We start from the raw sequence: 16,019 nt of genomic DNA, 5'->3' as shown, positions 1-16,019 counted from the left end.
TATCATACCATATTTGGGAGGTTTTTCTTGAATTAATAAGTTACGGTGTTTTAAGATACAACTATGGTTAAGATTCTGGAGAAGATTTTTGGAACGAAGAATGAAAGAGAGCTTAAGAGATATTTTAAAATTGTTGAGACCATCAATGCACTGGAATCATTAATTTCCAACCTTTCTGATGAAGCTCTGAAAGCAAAAACAGAAGAATTTAAAGAAAGACTTGCCAAAGGACAAAGTCTCGATGACATTTTAGTTGAAGCCTTTGCAGTAGTGAGAGAGGTTGCAAAAAGGACTCTTGGAATGCGACATTTTGATGTTCAGCTCGTTGGTGGACTGGTGTTACATGAAGGAAAGATTGCAGAAATGAAAACAGGAGAAGGTAAAACCCTCGTTGCAACTCTTGCTGCATACTTAAATGCTCTTGAAGGCAAAGGTGTTCATGTGGTAACAGTTAATGATTATCTTGCCAGAAGAGATGTTCAATGGATGGGACCAATATATAATTTTCTGGGGCTAAGTGTTGGTGTAATTCAACCTGATGCTTCTTTCGTTTATGATCCCGCTTACAGAGTTCCTGATAAACGCTTTGATAGGCTTCGTCCATGCAGTAAAAAAGAAGCTTATCTTGCAGACATTACCTATGGAACAAACAATGAGTTTGGATTTGATTATTTAAGAGATAATATGTGCTATAGAATTGAAGAACAGTGTCAGAGAGAACTTAACTATGCAATTGTTGATGAAGTTGACAGTATTCTCATAGACGAAGCAAGAACTCCCCTTATTATTTCAGGTCCTTCAGAGGAGTCAACAGATATTTACTATGCTGTAAACAGAATTATTAAATATTTAAAACCTGAGGAAGACTTTAAGCTTGATGAAAAACTTAAAACAGTTGTTCTCACTGAACAGGGTTCTCGTAAAGCTGAAAGACTTTTAGGAATAGACAATCTCTATGATCCTGCAAATATTCAGACAGTGCATCACATAAATCAGGCAATAAGAGCTCATTACTTCTTTAAGAAAGATGTGGATTATGTCGTAAAAGATGGAAAAGTTATCATTGTTGATGAGTTTACAGGAAGACTTCTTCCAGGAAGGCGCTGGTCCGATGGACTTCATCAGGCAATTGAGGCAAAGGAAGGATTAAAAATAGAGGCGGAAAATCAAACACTTGCAACGATAACCTTCCAAAATTACTTTAGAATGTACAAAAAACTTGCTGGAATGACGGGAACAGCAGATACAGAGGCTGCTGAGTTTGCAGAGATTTATAATCTTGATGTGGTCGTTATTCCAACTCATAAGCCAATGATTAGACAGGATTATCCAGACGCAGTATATAAGACTGAAAAGGCAAAGTATGAAGCAGTTGTTAGAGAAATAGAGGAATGCTACCAAGCAGGAAGACCTGTGCTGGTTGGAACAACATCAATAGAAAAGTCTGAACTTTTAAGCAGAATGCTTAAGAAAAAGGGAATTCCCCACAATGTTTTAAATGCCAAGTATCATGATAAAGAAGCTGAAATTGTTGCCCAGGCTGGAAGAATTGGTGCTGTGACAATTGCAACAAACATGGCTGGAAGAGGAACGGATATACTTCTTGGTGGAAATCCAGAATTTTTAGCAAGGGAAATGCTTGATGGAAAAGATTACACTGAAGAGGAATTTCAGCAGACTTTAAAAAAAGCCAGGGAAGTTTGCGAAAAAGAGCATGAAAAAGTTGTCTCACTTGGTGGTCTCCATATAATTGGAACAGAAAGACATGAATCACGAAGAATTGACAATCAGCTGAGGGGTAGGGCAGGAAGACAGGGTGATCCTGGTTCATCCCGTTTTTACCTTTCTCTTGAAGATGAGCTTCTGAGGCTTTTTGGTGGTGAAAGACTTCAGAGTCTCATGCATTTTTTGAAAATTGAAGATGACATGCCAATTGAAAACAAAATGGTTTCAAAGGCAATTGAAAATGCCCAGAAAAGAGTTGAAGCCCATAATTTTGATATAAGAAAACATTTGCTTAAATACGATGATGTTATGAATACTCAGCGAAAGGAGATTTACTCCTTCCGTAAAGAAGTGCTTGAGAGCAGTTCTTTAAAAGAGAAAGTTTTTGAGTTTCTTGAGACAGAAGTTGATGAACTGGTTGATTTTTATCTATCCGATGAAGACGGAGGTATTGAAAAATTAAAGGAACAGATAAATGTGAGATTTGATGTTGATGTTGATTTGAACAATAAATCAAAGGATGAAATAAAACAGCATCTAATTGAAAAACTTAAGGAAGCCTATGAACAAAAGGAAGCAAAAATTGGCTCTCAACTGATGCGTGATGTGGAAAAGATGATTTTTCTTCATGTAATTGATACGAAATGGAAAGACCATCTTCTTGCAATAGACCATATTAAAGAAGGGATTGGATTGAGAGGTTATGCTCAGAAAGACCCTCTCGTAGAATACAAAAAAGAAGCCTTTGAGCTTTTTGAAGAGATGTCAAGAAATATCATATCAGACATACTTACAAGGTTGTTTAAAATTCAGGTAAGGGAAGAATCTCAGGTTAAACTCCAAAAGACACAAAAGATTCAAAGAAGCGGTGGAGATGGTGCAAATAGGCCTGCCCAAAAACCTAAAAAAATAGGACGGAATGATCCCTGTCCATGCGGTAGTGGGAAAAAATATAAAAAATGCTGCGGTAAAAATGCTTGATGAAATCTTTAAAAAACATGGAGTTTTAATCTGTTACCTCTTTGGTTCTCAAAAGGACAAAGCATTTTGAGACAATAGAAAATGGTTATTTCCAGTTTGAACATTAAAGCTGATTGAGGATAGAGTTGGCTTTATCCTTAAGGCACTGGCAAAGCTAAGAGAACTCTCTATCTACTCATTAATCTCAACAGGTTTGTCTCTCTCAGAATCAACAATACATAGAAATCCGAAAGGCTCATTAAAAGGATTAATTAGCTGATGTATCTCATTGGGTGCTATGTAGACTATATCAAGATATTTTAAAATGTGGCTTTTCTTTCCAAGACATACCTTTCCTTTTCCTTTTAAACATATAACAACATGGGAATGCTGATGATACTCAAGAGAGGAACTACCACCAGGTGCAATTTCAAAGTATCTTACTTCAAATTTAATTGAATCAGACTTTACAAGAGGAAATCTTTCAATATAAAACCAGCTTCCTTTTTCATCTTTATAGGGAATGCTTTTTATTCCCTGCCATAATCCATCTTTAAATCTGATTATCCTACTTTTTGTTATTTTCTGCCTTGAAGGTAGTTCACAGAAAAAATTTTTTTGTTGATTTTTTTCTTTTGACATGATATATAATTATAATCCAAAATTTTGAGAACTGTGAAAAAGTAAGACAGGTCTTTGTAAATTTATTGGAAAATTTAAAAGGGGGATGGGGTATGTTTGGTAAGATTCAGAATTTATTTAATTCCTTTTCATTAAGTAAGAAGGTATTTATTCTTTCTATTGTGTCAATACTTATCGTCTATTCAGCAGTGGCTTTGATTATTTATCTTCAGACAAAGTCAAAGATTGAGCATTACAATGTTGAATTCCTTAAAAAGGAAGTAAATTTTATTAAAGAAACAGATTGCATGTTTTGATGAGGCTGCAAAAGATTCTGCAGAAAAATTCATGAAGATTTTTCAAACTATGCTTCCACAAGGGGCAGCTTCAATAAAACCGGACAACTCAATTCCAGATAAGTTTACAGCCCTTACAGGTGGCTCAGTGGCAACAATATTTAAAAGAGAGGGTAATGATTTTCTTAGAATTGCCACGTCTCTTAAAAAGGAAGATGGCACAAGAGCGGTTGGAACAACTCTTGATAGAAATCATCCAGCGTATCAGTTGCTTTTAAAAGGTGAAACCTATATTGGTAAAGCAACTCTTTTTGGAAAAGACTATATGACTAAGTATGTTCCTGTTAAGGATAACACAGGAAATGTTGTAGGAGTTTTGTTTATAGGCTTTGACATAACAAAGACAATGAAACATCTTAAAGATTTTATTCGTTCCGTTAAAGTTGGAAAGACTGGTTACATGTATGTTATTGATGGAAAAGGAACTCTGATAGTGCATCCTGCCTTAGAAGGTAAAAACATTATAGATTCAAAGGATGCGAAAGGAAGAGAATTTATAAAAGAGATTGTCAATAAAAAAGAAGGATTAATATATTATCCATGGAAAAATCCAGGAGAGACTTCTGCTCGGGAAAAGGTTGTTGCCTACACTTATTATCCAGCATGGGACTGGATAATTGCATCAGGAAGTTATGTTGAAGATATCACTTCTGAAGTAGTAAGAATAAGAAACATAATGTGGGCTGTAAACATAATAGGTGCTATAGTTGTTTCATTACTTATTCTTTTCGTAACGCAAAGGTCATTAAAGCCAATACCTGATATGGCACAAAAACTTGAAGAAGTAGCAAAAGGTGATTTCAGCCGTGTTGGTTTTGGTAAAGGTTATAGAAACAGAAAAGACGAAATAGGACTTATTGCAAGGAGCGTTATAAAAGTAGAAGAGTTTGTACAGCAACTTGTAAAAGGCATTAAAAACTCTTCATCAATGGTTCAGTCAGTAATCGGTGCATTAGAGGCAAATGTAGAGAATGTAAAGACAAAAGTAAATGAACAAACCTCTCAAGCTCATCAAATTGCGACTGCAGCAGAAGAGATGAGTCAGACAATAACAGACATTGCTAAGAACGCTGCTCAGGCATCTGAGCTTGCAACAGAAAGCATGAATGTAGCAAAAGAAGGGCAGAGCCTTGCTGAAGGCTCAATGAAGACAGTTCAGTCAGCAAATCGTTCCACAGTTGAATTAAAGAAAACAATAGACGCATTAAACAACAGAGTTGAAGAAATTGGAGACATTGTTACTGTAATTAAAGACATTGCAGACCAGACAAATTTACTTGCATTGAATGCAGCAATAGAGGCAGCAAGGGCAGGTGAGCAGGGCAGAGGATTTGCAGTTGTTGCCGATGAAGTAAGAAAACTTGCAGAGAGAACAATAAAAGCAACTGAGGAGATAGCACAGAAGATAACTGCTGTCCAGACTGAATCAAAAGAGAGCATTAAAAACATGGATGCTACTGCCCGTGAAGTAGCTGAAGCATTGAAAGCACTTAATGAAGTAAAGAAATCTCTAAATAAGATTGCTGAGCATTCTTTAAAAGTAAAGGACCAGATAACACAGATTGCAACTGCTACAGAGGAACAGTCTTCAGCCTCAGATGAAGTTGCTCGTTCTGCAGAGCGTTCAAGCATGCTTGCTCAGGAAGTAAAAAATACAACTGATGCAGTTAAACAGGAAGTGGAAAATTTAAATGACGTAATAAAAAAGCTTACAGAGGCAGTTAAAGGCGTAAAAGTTTAATGAAAGTAGCAAAACTTTACAAATTTGGTGACATAAGAATAGAAGAAATACCAGTTCCTGAGATAGGCTTAAGAGATGCTCTGGTTAAAGTTAAAACCTGTGGAATATGCTCCGGTGATGTAATGCCATGGTATATTGAGAAAAAAGCACCTCTAATTTTAGGACACGAGATTTCAGGAGAAATTGTAAAAATTGGAGATGAGATTAAATCAGAAATATCTTTAAAAGAGGGAGACAGGGTGGTAGTTCATCATCATGCACCCTGCATGAGCTGTTTTTACTGTAGAAGAGGAGATTATGTTCAATGCGAAACATGGAAAAAATCAAAAATTGTTCCAGGAGGTCTTTCAGAATACATAGTTGTTCCAGAGGTTAATTTAAAAAACGATACTTTAAAACTTCCAGACTCTGTATCTTTTGAACAGGGAGCACTGGTTGAGCCAGTTGCATGCGTTGTTAAATCTTTAAAAAGAGCAAACATAAAACAAGCTGATACACTGCTTGTAATTGGACTTGGCGTGATGGGACAGATTCACATAATGCTTGCAAGGCAATTCGGTGCCCAGAAAGTTATAGGTGCAGACATGGTTTCTTTCAGGCTTGAAAAAGCTATTCAAGCTGGTGCAGATTATGTAATTGATGTTTCCAGGGAAGATATTTATGAAAAACTGAAGGATTTGACAGATGGATTAATGGCTCAGGCAGTCATAGTTGGACCTGGAAGTACTGATGTGATAATAAATTCTCTGAAACTTGTCTCACGAGGAGGAACTATTTTAATATTTACTCCAGCACCACCGGAGCAAAAGATACATTTTTCAGTGAATGAGATTTATTTTAATGATATTACCATTACACCGAGTTATTCCTGTGGACCTGATGATATGAAAGAGGCTTTACAGTTTATAGAAAATGGAATAGTAAATTCTGACTTGCTCATTACCCACAGATTTCCCCTTGAAAAGGTTAAAGAGGCTTATGAAATTACAGCAATGGCAAAAGATTCGCTAAAATGCATGATATTATTAGATAGCTAAGCTGTATTGCTCAATATTGTTTGTGGTGAAAGAATGGATTATAGTTTTATTTCCATAGTATTTTCCATCAATTGTTATAAAATGTTTTGCTCTTTTTACGACAACTCCGAGATTTTTTAATCCTTCAAGAGTTAAGGAAGAGGTTTTCCTTAATCTCAGAATTCTTCTTGCAGAAGTAGGTCCTACTCCAGGCACCCGAAGAAGTGTCTCAAGTGGAGCATTTTTAATCTCAACAGGAAATAGATAAATATTTCTTAATGCCCAATCAAGTTTTGGATCTATTTTTTCATTTAAGAAAGGTTTTTCCTCTGAAAGAATTTCTTTAACCTGAAATCCGTAATATCTTATGAGCCAGTCTGCCTGATAAAGTCTGTGCTCTTTAAGAATGGGCGGTTTAGAAATCTGCGGAAGTCTTGGATCATCATTTACCGGAATATATGCAGAGTAATAAACCCTTTTAAGCCTCTGATTGTTTTTATAAAGATCTTCACAGAGTTTAAGAATCTGGTAATCTGTATCTGGAGTCGCTCCGACAATCAACTGAGTTGTATGGCTTTTCGCTCCTTTTTCAGTATTTTCAATTATTTTGTTTATTTTTTCAATTGCACAAAGAATGGAAATCAATTTTTTATCAGGAGCAATCACTGAAAGAGACTGCTCTGTTGGTAGCTCCAGATTTATACTTACTCTGTCTGCCAGTTTAACTGCTTCAGCAATAGCAGTTTCTTCTGAATCAGGAATGATTTTTAAATGAATGTATCCATTGAATTTATATTTAATTCTTAAAATTTTTACTGCATCAATCATCATCTGCATTGTTTTGTCAGGACCGCCAATTATCCCAGAACTTAAAAAAACTCCTTCAATTTGTCTGTTCCTGTAAAACTCATAGGCAACTCTTGCTAATTCTTCAGGCATTATAACTGTTCTTGGAATATCATTTCGTTTTCTATTTATGCAATAAGCACAATCATTTATACAAAAATTTGTAAGTAATACTTTAAGAAGGCGAATGCATCTTCCCTGAGAAGTCCATGTATTGTATATTCCAAATTTTGAAAAACTTTCTTTTTTTGAAAAATTTTTTCTATCAAATGAAGGAGAGCAGGATACATCAAATTTTGCGCCATTGGCAAGAATGGATAATTTTTCGTAAATATCAGGTGATTTCTTGATAAGCATAAAATATTTTAACACTTTTTGTTGACTAAAATAATGCTTTGCTGGTAAAGTATTTATAAAATTCTAAAAAGAGAGGAGGGGAGTAACTGAATGCCCTCTGTAAATGTCAGGGAAATGGATTCATTTGAGGCAGCATTGAAGATGTTTAAAAAACAGTGTGAAAGAGAGGGAATACTTTCTGAAATCAAGAAAAGAGAGCATTACGAAAAACCAAGTGTTAAAAGAAAGAAGAAGATTCTTGCTGCCAAGAAAAAGTTAGCAAAAAAAATGAAAATGTTAGCAAAATAATTTATCTATGGTTAATATTTCGGGAGATTCTGTAAAAACAGAATCTCCTTCATTTTATTTAGCTTAGGAGGAGTTATGAAACTTCGGGAATTATATAAAAAAGCTATTCAGGTTGGAATTGAAAATGATCCAAGAGGAAAAGATGAAGTTTTAAAAGAACTTGAAAAAAGAAAAAAAGAGTATGAAGCCCTTTCTGATAAAAAGAAGGAATTTTTTGATATAGAGTCTCTTGAAAATCCTTACAGTGACTCAAGAATTCTTTTTGGGACAGGAGATGAAGAGATCAAAACAATTATTGCTGGTATAGACATGGAAGTAGGTGAGGTTGTTTTAGCTCATTGTCTAAGAGAAAATGGTAATTCAGTAGACCTGATTCTTGCCCATCATCCTGAAGGTGGAGCCTACGCAAGGCTTTTTGCAGTAATGCACATGCAGGCTGACATACTTGGAAGATTTGGTGTTCCTATAAATATTGCTGAAAGTCTTCTGGAAGGCCGAATAAAAGAAGTGGAAAGAAAATTAATGCCTGTAAATCATACAAGGGCAGTGGATGCTGCAAGACTTCTTAATATACCATTTATCTGCCTTCATACGCCAGCAGACAATATGGTTGCCACATATCTACAAAAACTTTTTGATGAAAAAAAACCATATACTCTGGAGGATGTTATAGATTTACTCCTGGAGATTCCTGAATACAGAGAGGCTGAAAAAAATAATGCAGGTCCTAAGATTCTAATTGGAAGCAAAGAAAGAAAAGCAGGAAAAATCTTTGTTGATATGACAGGAGGCACTGAAGGTTCAAAAGATATCTTTCAGAGCATGGCTTTAAGCGGGATAAATACAGTTGTAGCAATGCATTTAAGTGAAGAGCATCGCAAGGAAGCAGAAAAAAATCATATAAATGTAGTAATTGCCGGGCACATAGCAAGTGATACTCTTGGACTAAACTTGCTTCTTGATAGAATAACAGAGGGAGAGGAAATTAAAATTTTGGAGTCTTCAGGATTCAGGCGTTTTAGTAGGCAATAAGCCTCTGGAATGAATTATCAAAAAATTTTAGAGGAAATAAAAAACAGATTAGACATTGTTGATGTTATCTCTGAATACATTGATTTAAAAAAAACTGGACAGAATTACAAATCTCTTTGTCCCTTTCATTCAGAAAAGACTCCTTCATTTTTTGTTAATCCTTCCAAACAGATTTTTCACTGCTTTGGATGCGGAAAAGGTGGAGACATTGTTACATTTATAATGGAATATGAAAAAATCAGCTTCATTGAAGCTCTTTCAATCCTTGCAAAAAAAGCAGGAGTTGAATTTGAACCTTTAAAAAGAGGTATTTCCTACGCTTATAAAGAAAAACTTTATGAGATATACGAGCAGGCAACACATTACTACATGGAACAGTTAAAAAGTTCTGAAAAAGCAAAACTTTATCTTAAAAGTAGAGGTATTAATGAAGAAACCGTGAAAATATTCAAAATTGGTTATGCACCTCAAGAGAGAAATTCTTTATGTAATTTTTTAAAAGAAAAAGGCTTTGATGAAAATTTGATTAATTCTTCAGGTCTGGTTAACAATTCTTACGATTTTTTTAGAAACAGGATTGTTATTCCTATTCATGATCTGACAGGTAAAGTTATAGGATTTGGTGGAAGACTGATTGATTCTGAGACTGAACTTCCTAAGTATATTAATTCGCCAGATACTCCCATATTTAAAAAAGGAGAAAATCTTTTTGGATTCTGGCATGCAAAGCAGTATATCAGAGAAAAGGGATATGTAATGGTTGTGGAAGGTTATATGGATGTAATTCTATGTCATCAACACGGGTTTAAAAATGCAGTTGCGCCTTTAGGAACTGCTCTTACGCAAGAACAGTTAGAAAAAACGAAAAGAATTCTCAATAATCTAAAAAAATTTACAAATAGGATATTGTTAATATTTGACGGAGATGAAGCGGGTGTCGTAGCTGCTCAGAGGTCATTGTTGACTTTGTTTAATGGAGGATTTATAGTAAAAATAGTTTTATTACCTGAGAAAGAAGATCCTGCCAGTTTTTTGCAAAAATACGGAGAAAAGGCATTTAAAAACTATCTCATTAAGGCTTTATCTCCTGTTGATTTAATTATGAAGACTTATCCCCCAAAAAAATTAAATGAAGGAATTCGTAATTTTCTGAATATGCTCAGCTATCTTAAAGATCTGATATATCGGGATGAGCTTTTAAGAGAACTCTCAGAAAAAACAGGAATTAATGAAGTAACCTTAAGAGAGGAACTTAAACAAATTATTTCCAATAAAACTTCTAAAAAAGAAAGAATTGATTTCAAAGCATATTCAGGCTCTAAAGAAGAAGAAATTCTTCTTCGTATAGTGCTTTCCTATCCTGAAAAAATCAATTACATACTGGAAAAAATTAAAATTGAAGATTTTGAAATCCATTCAATAAAAAACATTTTTTTAAAAATACAGGAGTTACAAAGAAATAGCGAGTTCTCATTAGATAAACTATTAAATCTGCTTGATGAAGAGGAAAAAGCTTTTATTTCTAAATTGATAATGACCTCTGAGATTGATGAAGACTCAGTTATACAGAATATGAAAGACTGCATCAAAAACCTTGCACTTAAATCTATTGATAAAAAAATTAAAGAAGTTGCAAAATTAGGTGATGAAAAAAACCTTAATGAATTAATTAAAATAAGGAAAAGTATTATACGAAACTACAATGGATGAACAAAAAGATTTTTTAAATGAATTTATTGAAAAAGATGAAGATGCTGACAGATCAGCACAAGTTTATGATTCTCTGAGACTTTACTTTAAGTGTATTAGTGCCTTTCCTGTTTTATCCAAACAAGAAGAAAAAAATCTTGCAAAGACCATAAACGATAAAAAGATGGAGTTAATAAAAGAATTGCTTCACATTCCATTTGTCCAGAAAAAAATCTACGAATTGAGTAATATTTTTTTAAAAGAACCTGAAAGAGCCAAAGAAATATTGGATGACGAAGAAAACTTTGATCTTGAGCAAATTAAAGAGATATTTCTCAAAGCTTCTGAAAACATAAAGAAAATCATGAGAAGAAAAAAAACTACAAAGGAATTTTTGAAAAAAATATTTAATATTCCATTAAGAGATGAATTAACAAATATGTTTGTTGAAGAACTTGATAATTTTAGAAAAGAAATCATAAAAGGGAGGGATTTAAAGTCTATTACAGGAATGTCAAACGACGAATTTATAAATCATTTCAAAGTCATAAAACAGATATTTAATGAATTCACGGAAGCCAAAAATAAAATGATAGAGTCAAATCTAAAACTTGTTGTTAGTATTGCTAAAAAATACATTGGTAGAGGACTGACTCTTGAGGATTTAATTCAGGAAGGTAACATAGGACTTATGAAAGCCATTGATAAATTTGAATATAAAAAGGGATTCAAATTCAGTACATATGCCACATGGTGGATAAGACAATCAATTAATAGAGCTCTTGCAGATCACTCAAAAACAATTCGTATTCCCGTTCATATTATTGATAGTATATGTAAAATAAATAAGCTTTATCGTGAATTATATCAAAATTCAGAGGATGAACCTGATTTTGATGAAATTTCTTCAAATTTAAATATTCCTGGTGATAAAATTGCTGATTTTCTTGCAATGACTAAAGAACCTATATCAATAGATATCTCATTTAGAGATGATGATTCTCAATTAAAAGATTTCATAGAAGATATAAACTCTCCAAATCCCTACGAAGAAGCATTACATGATGATTTAAAATACTTGATTGAAAAGGTTTTTTCTATTTTGACAGAAAGAGAAAAAGAGATATTAATTAAACGATATGGAATAAATGAAGAAAAGCCAAGAAGTCTTGAGGAAGTTGGTAAAGAATTTTCTGTTTCAAGAGAAAGAGTAAGACAGATTGAATTGAGAGCTATGAGAAAATTAAAAAAACTTTGCAGGCTTAAATGGCTTAGAGAGTTTATCAGAGACAGTTGACTAATCTACCTCAGTAAAGTTATAGTAAATTTTGTAGCGTATTTATTCAGGGCCCATAGCTCAGCGGCCAGAGCTACCGGCTCATAACCGGTTGGTCCCAGGTTCGAATCCTGGTGGGCCCATTTCTTGTAAGGAGACAGGAAAAGTGAATGAGGAATTGGATACTCTTATAAAACTCCAGGAAATTGACTCCTCAATTCTTTCTTTGAAACAAAAACTTGAAATAATTCCTGTGGAAATAAAAAATTTTGAGAAAAAAATGCAGGAAATTGACAGACAGTTTGAAAACGAAAACAAAAAAGTTATAAATCTGGAAAAAAAGCGAAAAGAAAAAGAAATTGAGATTGAAGACATTAATGAAAAAATAAAAAAACTCAAAGAGAAAACATCTCAAGTAAAAACGAATAAAGAGTATCAGGCATTGTTAAAAGAGATTGAATCAGTTCAGGAAAATTTAAAAAAAGAAGAAGAAAATCTTTTATTGATTTTATATGATCTTGATGAAGCAAAAAAGGTTCTTAAAGAAATAAAGGCAGACATTGACACAAGAAAAAAAGAGATTGAAGCGAATAAAAAGGAACTGGAAAAAGAAATTGATATCACAACTCAGAAGATTGATGAACTCAAAAAAGAAAGGAAACAGTTAATAAATAAATTACCTTCAGAAATCTATGCAGAATATATGGAGCTGATGAAAAAACATAAAGGATTAGCGGTTGCTCAGGTAAAAAATTCAGTATGTCAGGGTTGTTTTCTTCACATCCCGCCTCAGCTTTATGTAGAGATAAAATTAAATCAATCAATTTATCACTGCCCTCAATGCGGTAGATTTCTATACTATAAGCCTGATAAAAAATTAGAGCAGGCACAGGTTCAGACTCAGTGAAAGCCCAGCTTTATTGTGATGGTGCATCAAGAGGGAATCCTGGAGATGCAGGGATTGGATGTTTGATTATTTTAGATAACAAAAAAATAGAGATATCAGAGTACATTGGAAAAACAACAAATAATGTAGCCGAATACACAGCATTGATCAGAGGATTGGAAGAGACATTAAAACAAAAAGTACAGGAGATAGAAATTTTTTCAGACAGTGAACTCCTTGTTCGTCAAATTAATGGAGTTTATAAAGTAAGAAATAAAAAATTAATTCCGCTATATGAAAAAGTTAAAGAACTTTTGACTAAGTTTAAAAAATATCAAATATTCCATGTTTACAGGGAAGAAAACTTCATAGCAGACAGACTCGCCAAAGAAGCATCATGGAAACAAAAAAAGTAAGATGCAAAATCTGTAACAACTTAAAAGAAGGTGTAATTATCAGGCATTACAATCTAAGAGTCTGTCTTGATTGTTTTCCCCAGTTTTTTAAGAAAAGAGTCCAGGAAACAATAGAAAAATTTAAAATGTTTGCAGCAAAAGACAGTCTCGTAGTGGCTCTTTCAGGTGGAAAAGACAGCATGAGTATCGCAAAAGCATTAAAAGACTTAGGATACAGCATAAAAGCTCTCCATATAAATGCAGACTTAGGAGAAGTTTCAAGAAAATCCATTGAAATTGTGCAGAATTTTTGTGTAAGAGAAAAAATTCCTCTAAAAATTGTGGACTTAAAAGAAGAAGTTGAACTTTCACTTGAAAAAATCTCAAAAATACTAAAAAAACCTGTGTGTGCAGTATGTGGAATGCTAAGAAGATATATTTTAAACAGACAGGCAGAAGGACAAACAATTGTCACAGGACACACTCTCAATGATGAAGTTTCTTTTATTTTGAAAAACATGATTTTCTGGAATGATGAACTTCTGGCAAGAGTATCACCATTTCTTGACGAAAAAGAGGGATTAACGAGAAAGGTTAAACCTCTTTGCCTTATTACAGAGGAAGAGACCTTACTTTTCTGCAAACTTTCAAATATAACCTATGTTGATGAACAATGTCCCTATAAATCCGAAGTTTATGAAATATTTAAAAATCTCGTTTATGAAATAAATAAAGAATTTCCGGGCTCAATTACAGGATTTTACAAAGGCTATTTAAAAAGAGTAAAAATTTTTTATTCTCAACCATTAAAGGATATTTCAGTCCAGAGATGCATAAAATGCGGATATCCCACAACTACTCAACTTTGCAGTATTTGCAGACTTAAAGAAAAGTTGTTACAATATAAGCATGGATGAGGTTTTAAAGGCAGTTAAAGAAAGAAGAAGTATAAGGTCTTTTTTAAAAAAAGAAATACCTGATGATATTATTAAAAAGGTTATTGAAGCCTTAATATGGGCTCCATCTGCAGGAAATCTTCAGGCAAGAAAATTTTATTTTGTAAAAAATAAAGAGATAAAAACAAAACTTGCTCAAGCAGCTTTGTATCAAACATTTATAGCTGATGCCCCGCTGGTTATTGTTGGATGCATTGATAAGAATAAAATTTATCCAAGATACGGTGAAAGAGGAGTTGAACTCTATGCCATACAGGATGTGGCATGCAGCATTACAAATGCGATGCTTGTTGCCCATGAAAATGGAGTTGGCAGTTGCTGGGTTGGAGCGTTCAGAGAAGAGGAAGTCTCAAGAATTCTTAATTTACCCAGATACTTAAGACCTGTTGTTATTTTACCTCTGGGATATCCAGCTTATGCTCCATCAGCACCGCCAAGAGTTTCAATCCACGAAGCATTGGAGTTTGTTGAATGAGAGACTATCTAATTGTTGCAATAGAAGCTGCTCAGAGTGCAGGAAAAATTATAAAAGAAAGAATCGGCACAATTACCACTGAAGAAATTACACAAAAAAGTATCTCAGACTATGTAACAGAAGTAGATATTTATTCTGAAAAAACAATAATTAATCACATAAAAAAGCAGTTTCCCACTCATCAGATAATGGCAGAGGAATCATCAAATAACTATAAAAAAGCAGAATATTTATGGATAGTTGATCCTCTTGACGGAACAACCAATTTTATACATGGCTTTCCTGTTGTTGCCATCTCTATTGCTTTAATGTATAAAGGCGAGTTGGTTTTAGGAGTTATTCATGATCCCACGAGAAATGAGACCTTTTATGCTGAGCTGGGTAGTGGAGCGTTTTTAGACGGAAAAAAAATAAGAGTATCCACACTGACTTTACCAGAACTAAGCCTTATTGCAACTGGTTTTCCTTTCAGAAACAAACAGTATATTACAGATTACATAAAAATATTTCAATCACTCCTTTACTCTGTGAGTGATCTTAGAAGAGCTGGTGCTGCAGCAATTGATCTTGCCTATGTAGCATGCGGAAGGGTGGATGGATTTTTTGAATTTGCTCTGAGTGCATGGGATATTGCAGCAGGTGTGGCCTTAATAAAGGAAGCAGGAGGTGTGGTATCAGACTTTGATGGAGGAGATCAATATCTAAAAACAGGCCATATAATTGCAGGTAACTCTGTAATCCATTCTTTCTTGGTGAACAAGATTAAAGAAGTTTTAAAAAGCTAAATAAATAAATTTTTATATTCCTCAGCTCGTTTTTGTATTGAAGGAGCAGTCCAGATATCACTCACAACTGCAACAATGTCAGCACCAAGACGAATCAGTTCTTTAGCCCTTTGCACATTTAATCCTCCTATGACGCAAATAGGAATTGAGAGTACTTTTTTTGCCTCTTGAATTATTGATTTTTCAACTACTTTAGCCTCTGGTTTAGTTGAAGAAGGATAAAAACTTCCAAATGCAACATAGGAAGCACCCAAGCTTTCCATAATTTTCGCTCTTTCAAGCTCATTATAACAGGAAACGCCTATGATTTTATTTTTTAAGTTTTGTTTTACTTCGGAAATATCAGTATCTTCTTTGCCAATATGAACTCCGTGAGCATTCAGTTTCATGGCTAAATCAACTCTGTCATTTACAATAAAATAAGCATTGTATTTTTCACAAAGCTCTTTTAATAAAAATCCATAGGACATTAAAAAATTATCTGAATTTGTTTTATCCCTGAGTTGAACAATTTTTGCACCACCTTTTAAGGCTTCCTCAACCATTTCAAGAATTTTATCATAGGGGGTCAGTTTTTCATCTGTTATTACATAAAGTCCTTTTAATTTCAGCATA

The 16,019-nt window shown here is 33.8% G+C and carries 16 protein-coding genes and 1 tRNA gene; 14 read left to right on the top strand and 3 right to left on the bottom strand.

Going from position 1 to position 16,019, the window contains the following annotated elements; genetic code table 11:
• Positions 1-63 precede the first annotated feature (63 nt).
• A complete protein-coding gene (gene secA, locus V4D30_RS03265) occupies positions 64-2,706 on the top strand; it encodes a preprotein translocase subunit SecA (protein WP_353684818.1) in 2,643 nt (880 codons plus the stop codon).
• 171 nt (positions 2,707-2,877) lie between these two features.
• Here secA and V4D30_RS03260 read toward each other — a convergent pair whose 3' ends face one another.
• Positions 2,878-3,327, bottom strand: coding sequence for a cupin domain-containing protein (locus V4D30_RS03260; protein ID WP_353684817.1), 450 nt, complete (start codon positions 3,325-3,327; stop codon positions 2,878-2,880).
• Positions 3,328-3,419: 92 nt separating this feature from the next.
• Between V4D30_RS03260 and V4D30_RS03255 the strand changes: the two genes are divergently transcribed.
• Genes V4D30_RS03255 through V4D30_RS03245 form a run of 3 tightly spaced genes read left to right on the top strand, consistent with a single transcriptional unit; the run spans position 3,420 to position 6,440 of the window.
• On the top strand, positions 3,420-3,623 hold the full coding sequence (locus V4D30_RS03255; RefSeq protein WP_353684816.1) for a hypothetical protein: 204 nt from the start codon (positions 3,420-3,422) through the stop codon (positions 3,621-3,623).
• A gap of 31 nt (positions 3,624-3,654) precedes the next feature.
• Complete coding sequence (locus V4D30_RS03250) at positions 3,655-5,403, top strand: methyl-accepting chemotaxis protein (RefSeq protein WP_353684815.1); 1,749 nt, start codon at positions 3,655-3,657, stop codon at positions 5,401-5,403.
• Complete coding sequence (locus V4D30_RS03245; protein ID WP_353684814.1) at positions 5,403-6,440, top strand: zinc-dependent dehydrogenase; 1,038 nt, start codon at positions 5,403-5,405, stop codon at positions 6,438-6,440. Before V4D30_RS03250 ends, V4D30_RS03245 begins: the two co-directional genes overlap by 1 nt.
• On the opposite strand, the gene V4D30_RS03240 is transcribed toward V4D30_RS03245, so the two are convergent.
• Complete coding sequence (locus tag V4D30_RS03240; RefSeq protein ID WP_353684813.1) at positions 6,429-7,622, bottom strand: putative DNA modification/repair radical SAM protein; 1,194 nt, start codon at positions 7,620-7,622, stop codon at positions 6,429-6,431. The genes V4D30_RS03245 and V4D30_RS03240 overlap by 12 nt on opposite strands.
• A 90-nt stretch (positions 7,623-7,712) precedes the next feature.
• Here V4D30_RS03240 and rpsU point away from each other — a divergent pair, with 90 nt between their 5' ends.
• From rpsU to V4D30_RS03190, 10 genes are all read left to right on the top strand, one after another.
• Positions 7,713-7,910, top strand: coding sequence for a 30S ribosomal protein S21 (gene rpsU / locus V4D30_RS03235; protein ID WP_353684812.1), 198 nt, complete (start codon positions 7,713-7,715; stop codon positions 7,908-7,910).
• Between the two features lie 75 nt (positions 7,911-7,985).
• Positions 7,986-8,942, top strand: coding sequence for an NGG1p interacting factor NIF3 (locus tag V4D30_RS03230; RefSeq protein WP_353684811.1), 957 nt, complete (start codon positions 7,986-7,988; stop codon positions 8,940-8,942).
• Positions 8,943-8,951: 9 nt separating this feature from the next.
• A complete protein-coding gene (gene dnaG / locus V4D30_RS03225; RefSeq protein WP_353684810.1) occupies positions 8,952-10,652 on the top strand; it encodes a DNA primase in 1,701 nt (566 codons plus the stop codon).
• Positions 10,645-11,928 (top strand): sigma-70 family RNA polymerase sigma factor, encoded by a 1,284-nt coding sequence (locus V4D30_RS03220; protein ID WP_353684809.1) that lies wholly within the window; start codon positions 10,645-10,647, stop codon positions 11,926-11,928. Before dnaG ends, V4D30_RS03220 begins: the two co-directional genes overlap by 8 nt.
• 49 nt (positions 11,929-11,977) lie before the next feature.
• Positions 11,978-12,050: transfer RNA gene (locus V4D30_RS03215), tRNA-Ile, on the top strand.
• A gap of 23 nt (positions 12,051-12,073) precedes the next feature.
• Entirely contained in the window at positions 12,074-12,814 is a 741-nt protein-coding gene (locus V4D30_RS03210; protein ID WP_353684808.1) for a C4-type zinc ribbon domain-containing protein, read from the top strand.
• Complete coding sequence (locus V4D30_RS03205) at positions 12,811-13,209, top strand: ribonuclease HI family protein (protein ID WP_353684807.1); 399 nt, start codon at positions 12,811-12,813, stop codon at positions 13,207-13,209. The genes V4D30_RS03210 and V4D30_RS03205 overlap by 4 nt, the downstream gene beginning before the upstream one ends.
• Positions 13,191-14,105 (top strand): ATP-binding protein, encoded by a 915-nt coding sequence (locus tag V4D30_RS03200; protein WP_353684806.1) that lies wholly within the window; start codon positions 13,191-13,193, stop codon positions 14,103-14,105. The genes V4D30_RS03205 and V4D30_RS03200 overlap by 19 nt, the downstream gene beginning before the upstream one ends.
• Positions 14,098-14,619 carry a nitroreductase family protein gene (locus V4D30_RS03195; protein WP_353684805.1) on the top strand — a complete coding sequence of 174 codons (522 nt, stop codon included), beginning with the start codon at positions 14,098-14,100 and terminating at the stop codon, positions 14,617-14,619. Before V4D30_RS03200 ends, V4D30_RS03195 begins: the two co-directional genes overlap by 8 nt.
• A complete protein-coding gene (locus tag V4D30_RS03190; RefSeq protein ID WP_353684804.1) occupies positions 14,616-15,404 on the top strand; it encodes an inositol monophosphatase family protein in 789 nt (262 codons plus the stop codon). Before V4D30_RS03195 ends, V4D30_RS03190 begins: the two co-directional genes overlap by 4 nt.
• Here the strand turns inward: V4D30_RS03190 and thiE are convergent.
• Complete coding sequence (gene thiE, locus V4D30_RS03185) at positions 15,401-16,018, bottom strand: thiamine phosphate synthase (protein ID WP_353684803.1); 618 nt, start codon at positions 16,016-16,018, stop codon at positions 15,401-15,403. The genes V4D30_RS03190 and thiE overlap by 4 nt on opposite strands.
• Position 16,019 lies beyond the last annotated feature (1 nt).

This window comes from Thermodesulfovibrio sp. 3907-1M, from assembly GCF_040450955.1.
In the GTDB taxonomy this organism is placed as follows: domain Bacteria; phylum Nitrospirota; class Thermodesulfovibrionia; order Thermodesulfovibrionales; family Thermodesulfovibrionaceae; genus Thermodesulfovibrio; species Thermodesulfovibrio autotrophicus.
The sequence above is the reverse complement of the archived record's forward strand: the minus strand, read 5'-3'. Positions and strand labels throughout refer to the sequence as shown.

Bases quoted from the DNA above. Each gene is read 5' to 3' on its own strand.
- V4D30_RS03200 (WP_353684806.1), top strand. From the start codon at position 13,191: ATGGAAACAAAAAAAGTAAGATGCAAAATCTGTAACAACTTAAAAGAA.
- V4D30_RS03190 (WP_353684804.1), top strand. From the start codon at position 14,616: ATGAGAGACTATCTAATTGTTGCAATAGAAGCTGCTCAGAGTGCAGGA.
- V4D30_RS03255 (WP_353684816.1), top strand. From the start codon at position 3,420: ATGTTTGGTAAGATTCAGAATTTATTTAATTCCTTTTCATTAAGTAAG.
- V4D30_RS03220 (WP_353684809.1), top strand. From the start codon at position 10,645: ATGGATGAACAAAAAGATTTTTTAAATGAATTTATTGAAAAAGATGAA.
- V4D30_RS03260 (WP_353684817.1), bottom strand. From the start codon at position 3,327: ATGTCAAAAGAAAAAAATCAACAAAAAAATTTTTTCTGTGAACTACCT.
- V4D30_RS03245 (WP_353684814.1), top strand. From the start codon at position 5,403: ATGAAAGTAGCAAAACTTTACAAATTTGGTGACATAAGAATAGAAGAA.
- V4D30_RS03250 (WP_353684815.1), top strand. From the start codon at position 3,655: ATGAAGATTTTTCAAACTATGCTTCCACAAGGGGCAGCTTCAATAAAA.
- V4D30_RS03195 (WP_353684805.1), top strand. From the start codon at position 14,098: ATGGATGAGGTTTTAAAGGCAGTTAAAGAAAGAAGAAGTATAAGGTCT.
- V4D30_RS03230 (WP_353684811.1), top strand. From the start codon at position 7,986: ATGAAACTTCGGGAATTATATAAAAAAGCTATTCAGGTTGGAATTGAA.
- rpsU (WP_353684812.1), top strand. From the start codon at position 7,713: ATGCCCTCTGTAAATGTCAGGGAAATGGATTCATTTGAGGCAGCATTG.
- V4D30_RS03240 (WP_353684813.1), bottom strand. From the start codon at position 7,622: ATGCTTATCAAGAAATCACCTGATATTTACGAAAAATTATCCATTCTT.
- secA (WP_353684818.1), top strand. From the start codon at position 64: ATGGTTAAGATTCTGGAGAAGATTTTTGGAACGAAGAATGAAAGAGAG.
- dnaG (WP_353684810.1), top strand. From the start codon at position 8,952: ATGAATTATCAAAAAATTTTAGAGGAAATAAAAAACAGATTAGACATT.
- thiE (WP_353684803.1), bottom strand. From the start codon at position 16,018: ATGCTGAAATTAAAAGGACTTTATGTAATAACAGATGAAAAACTGACC.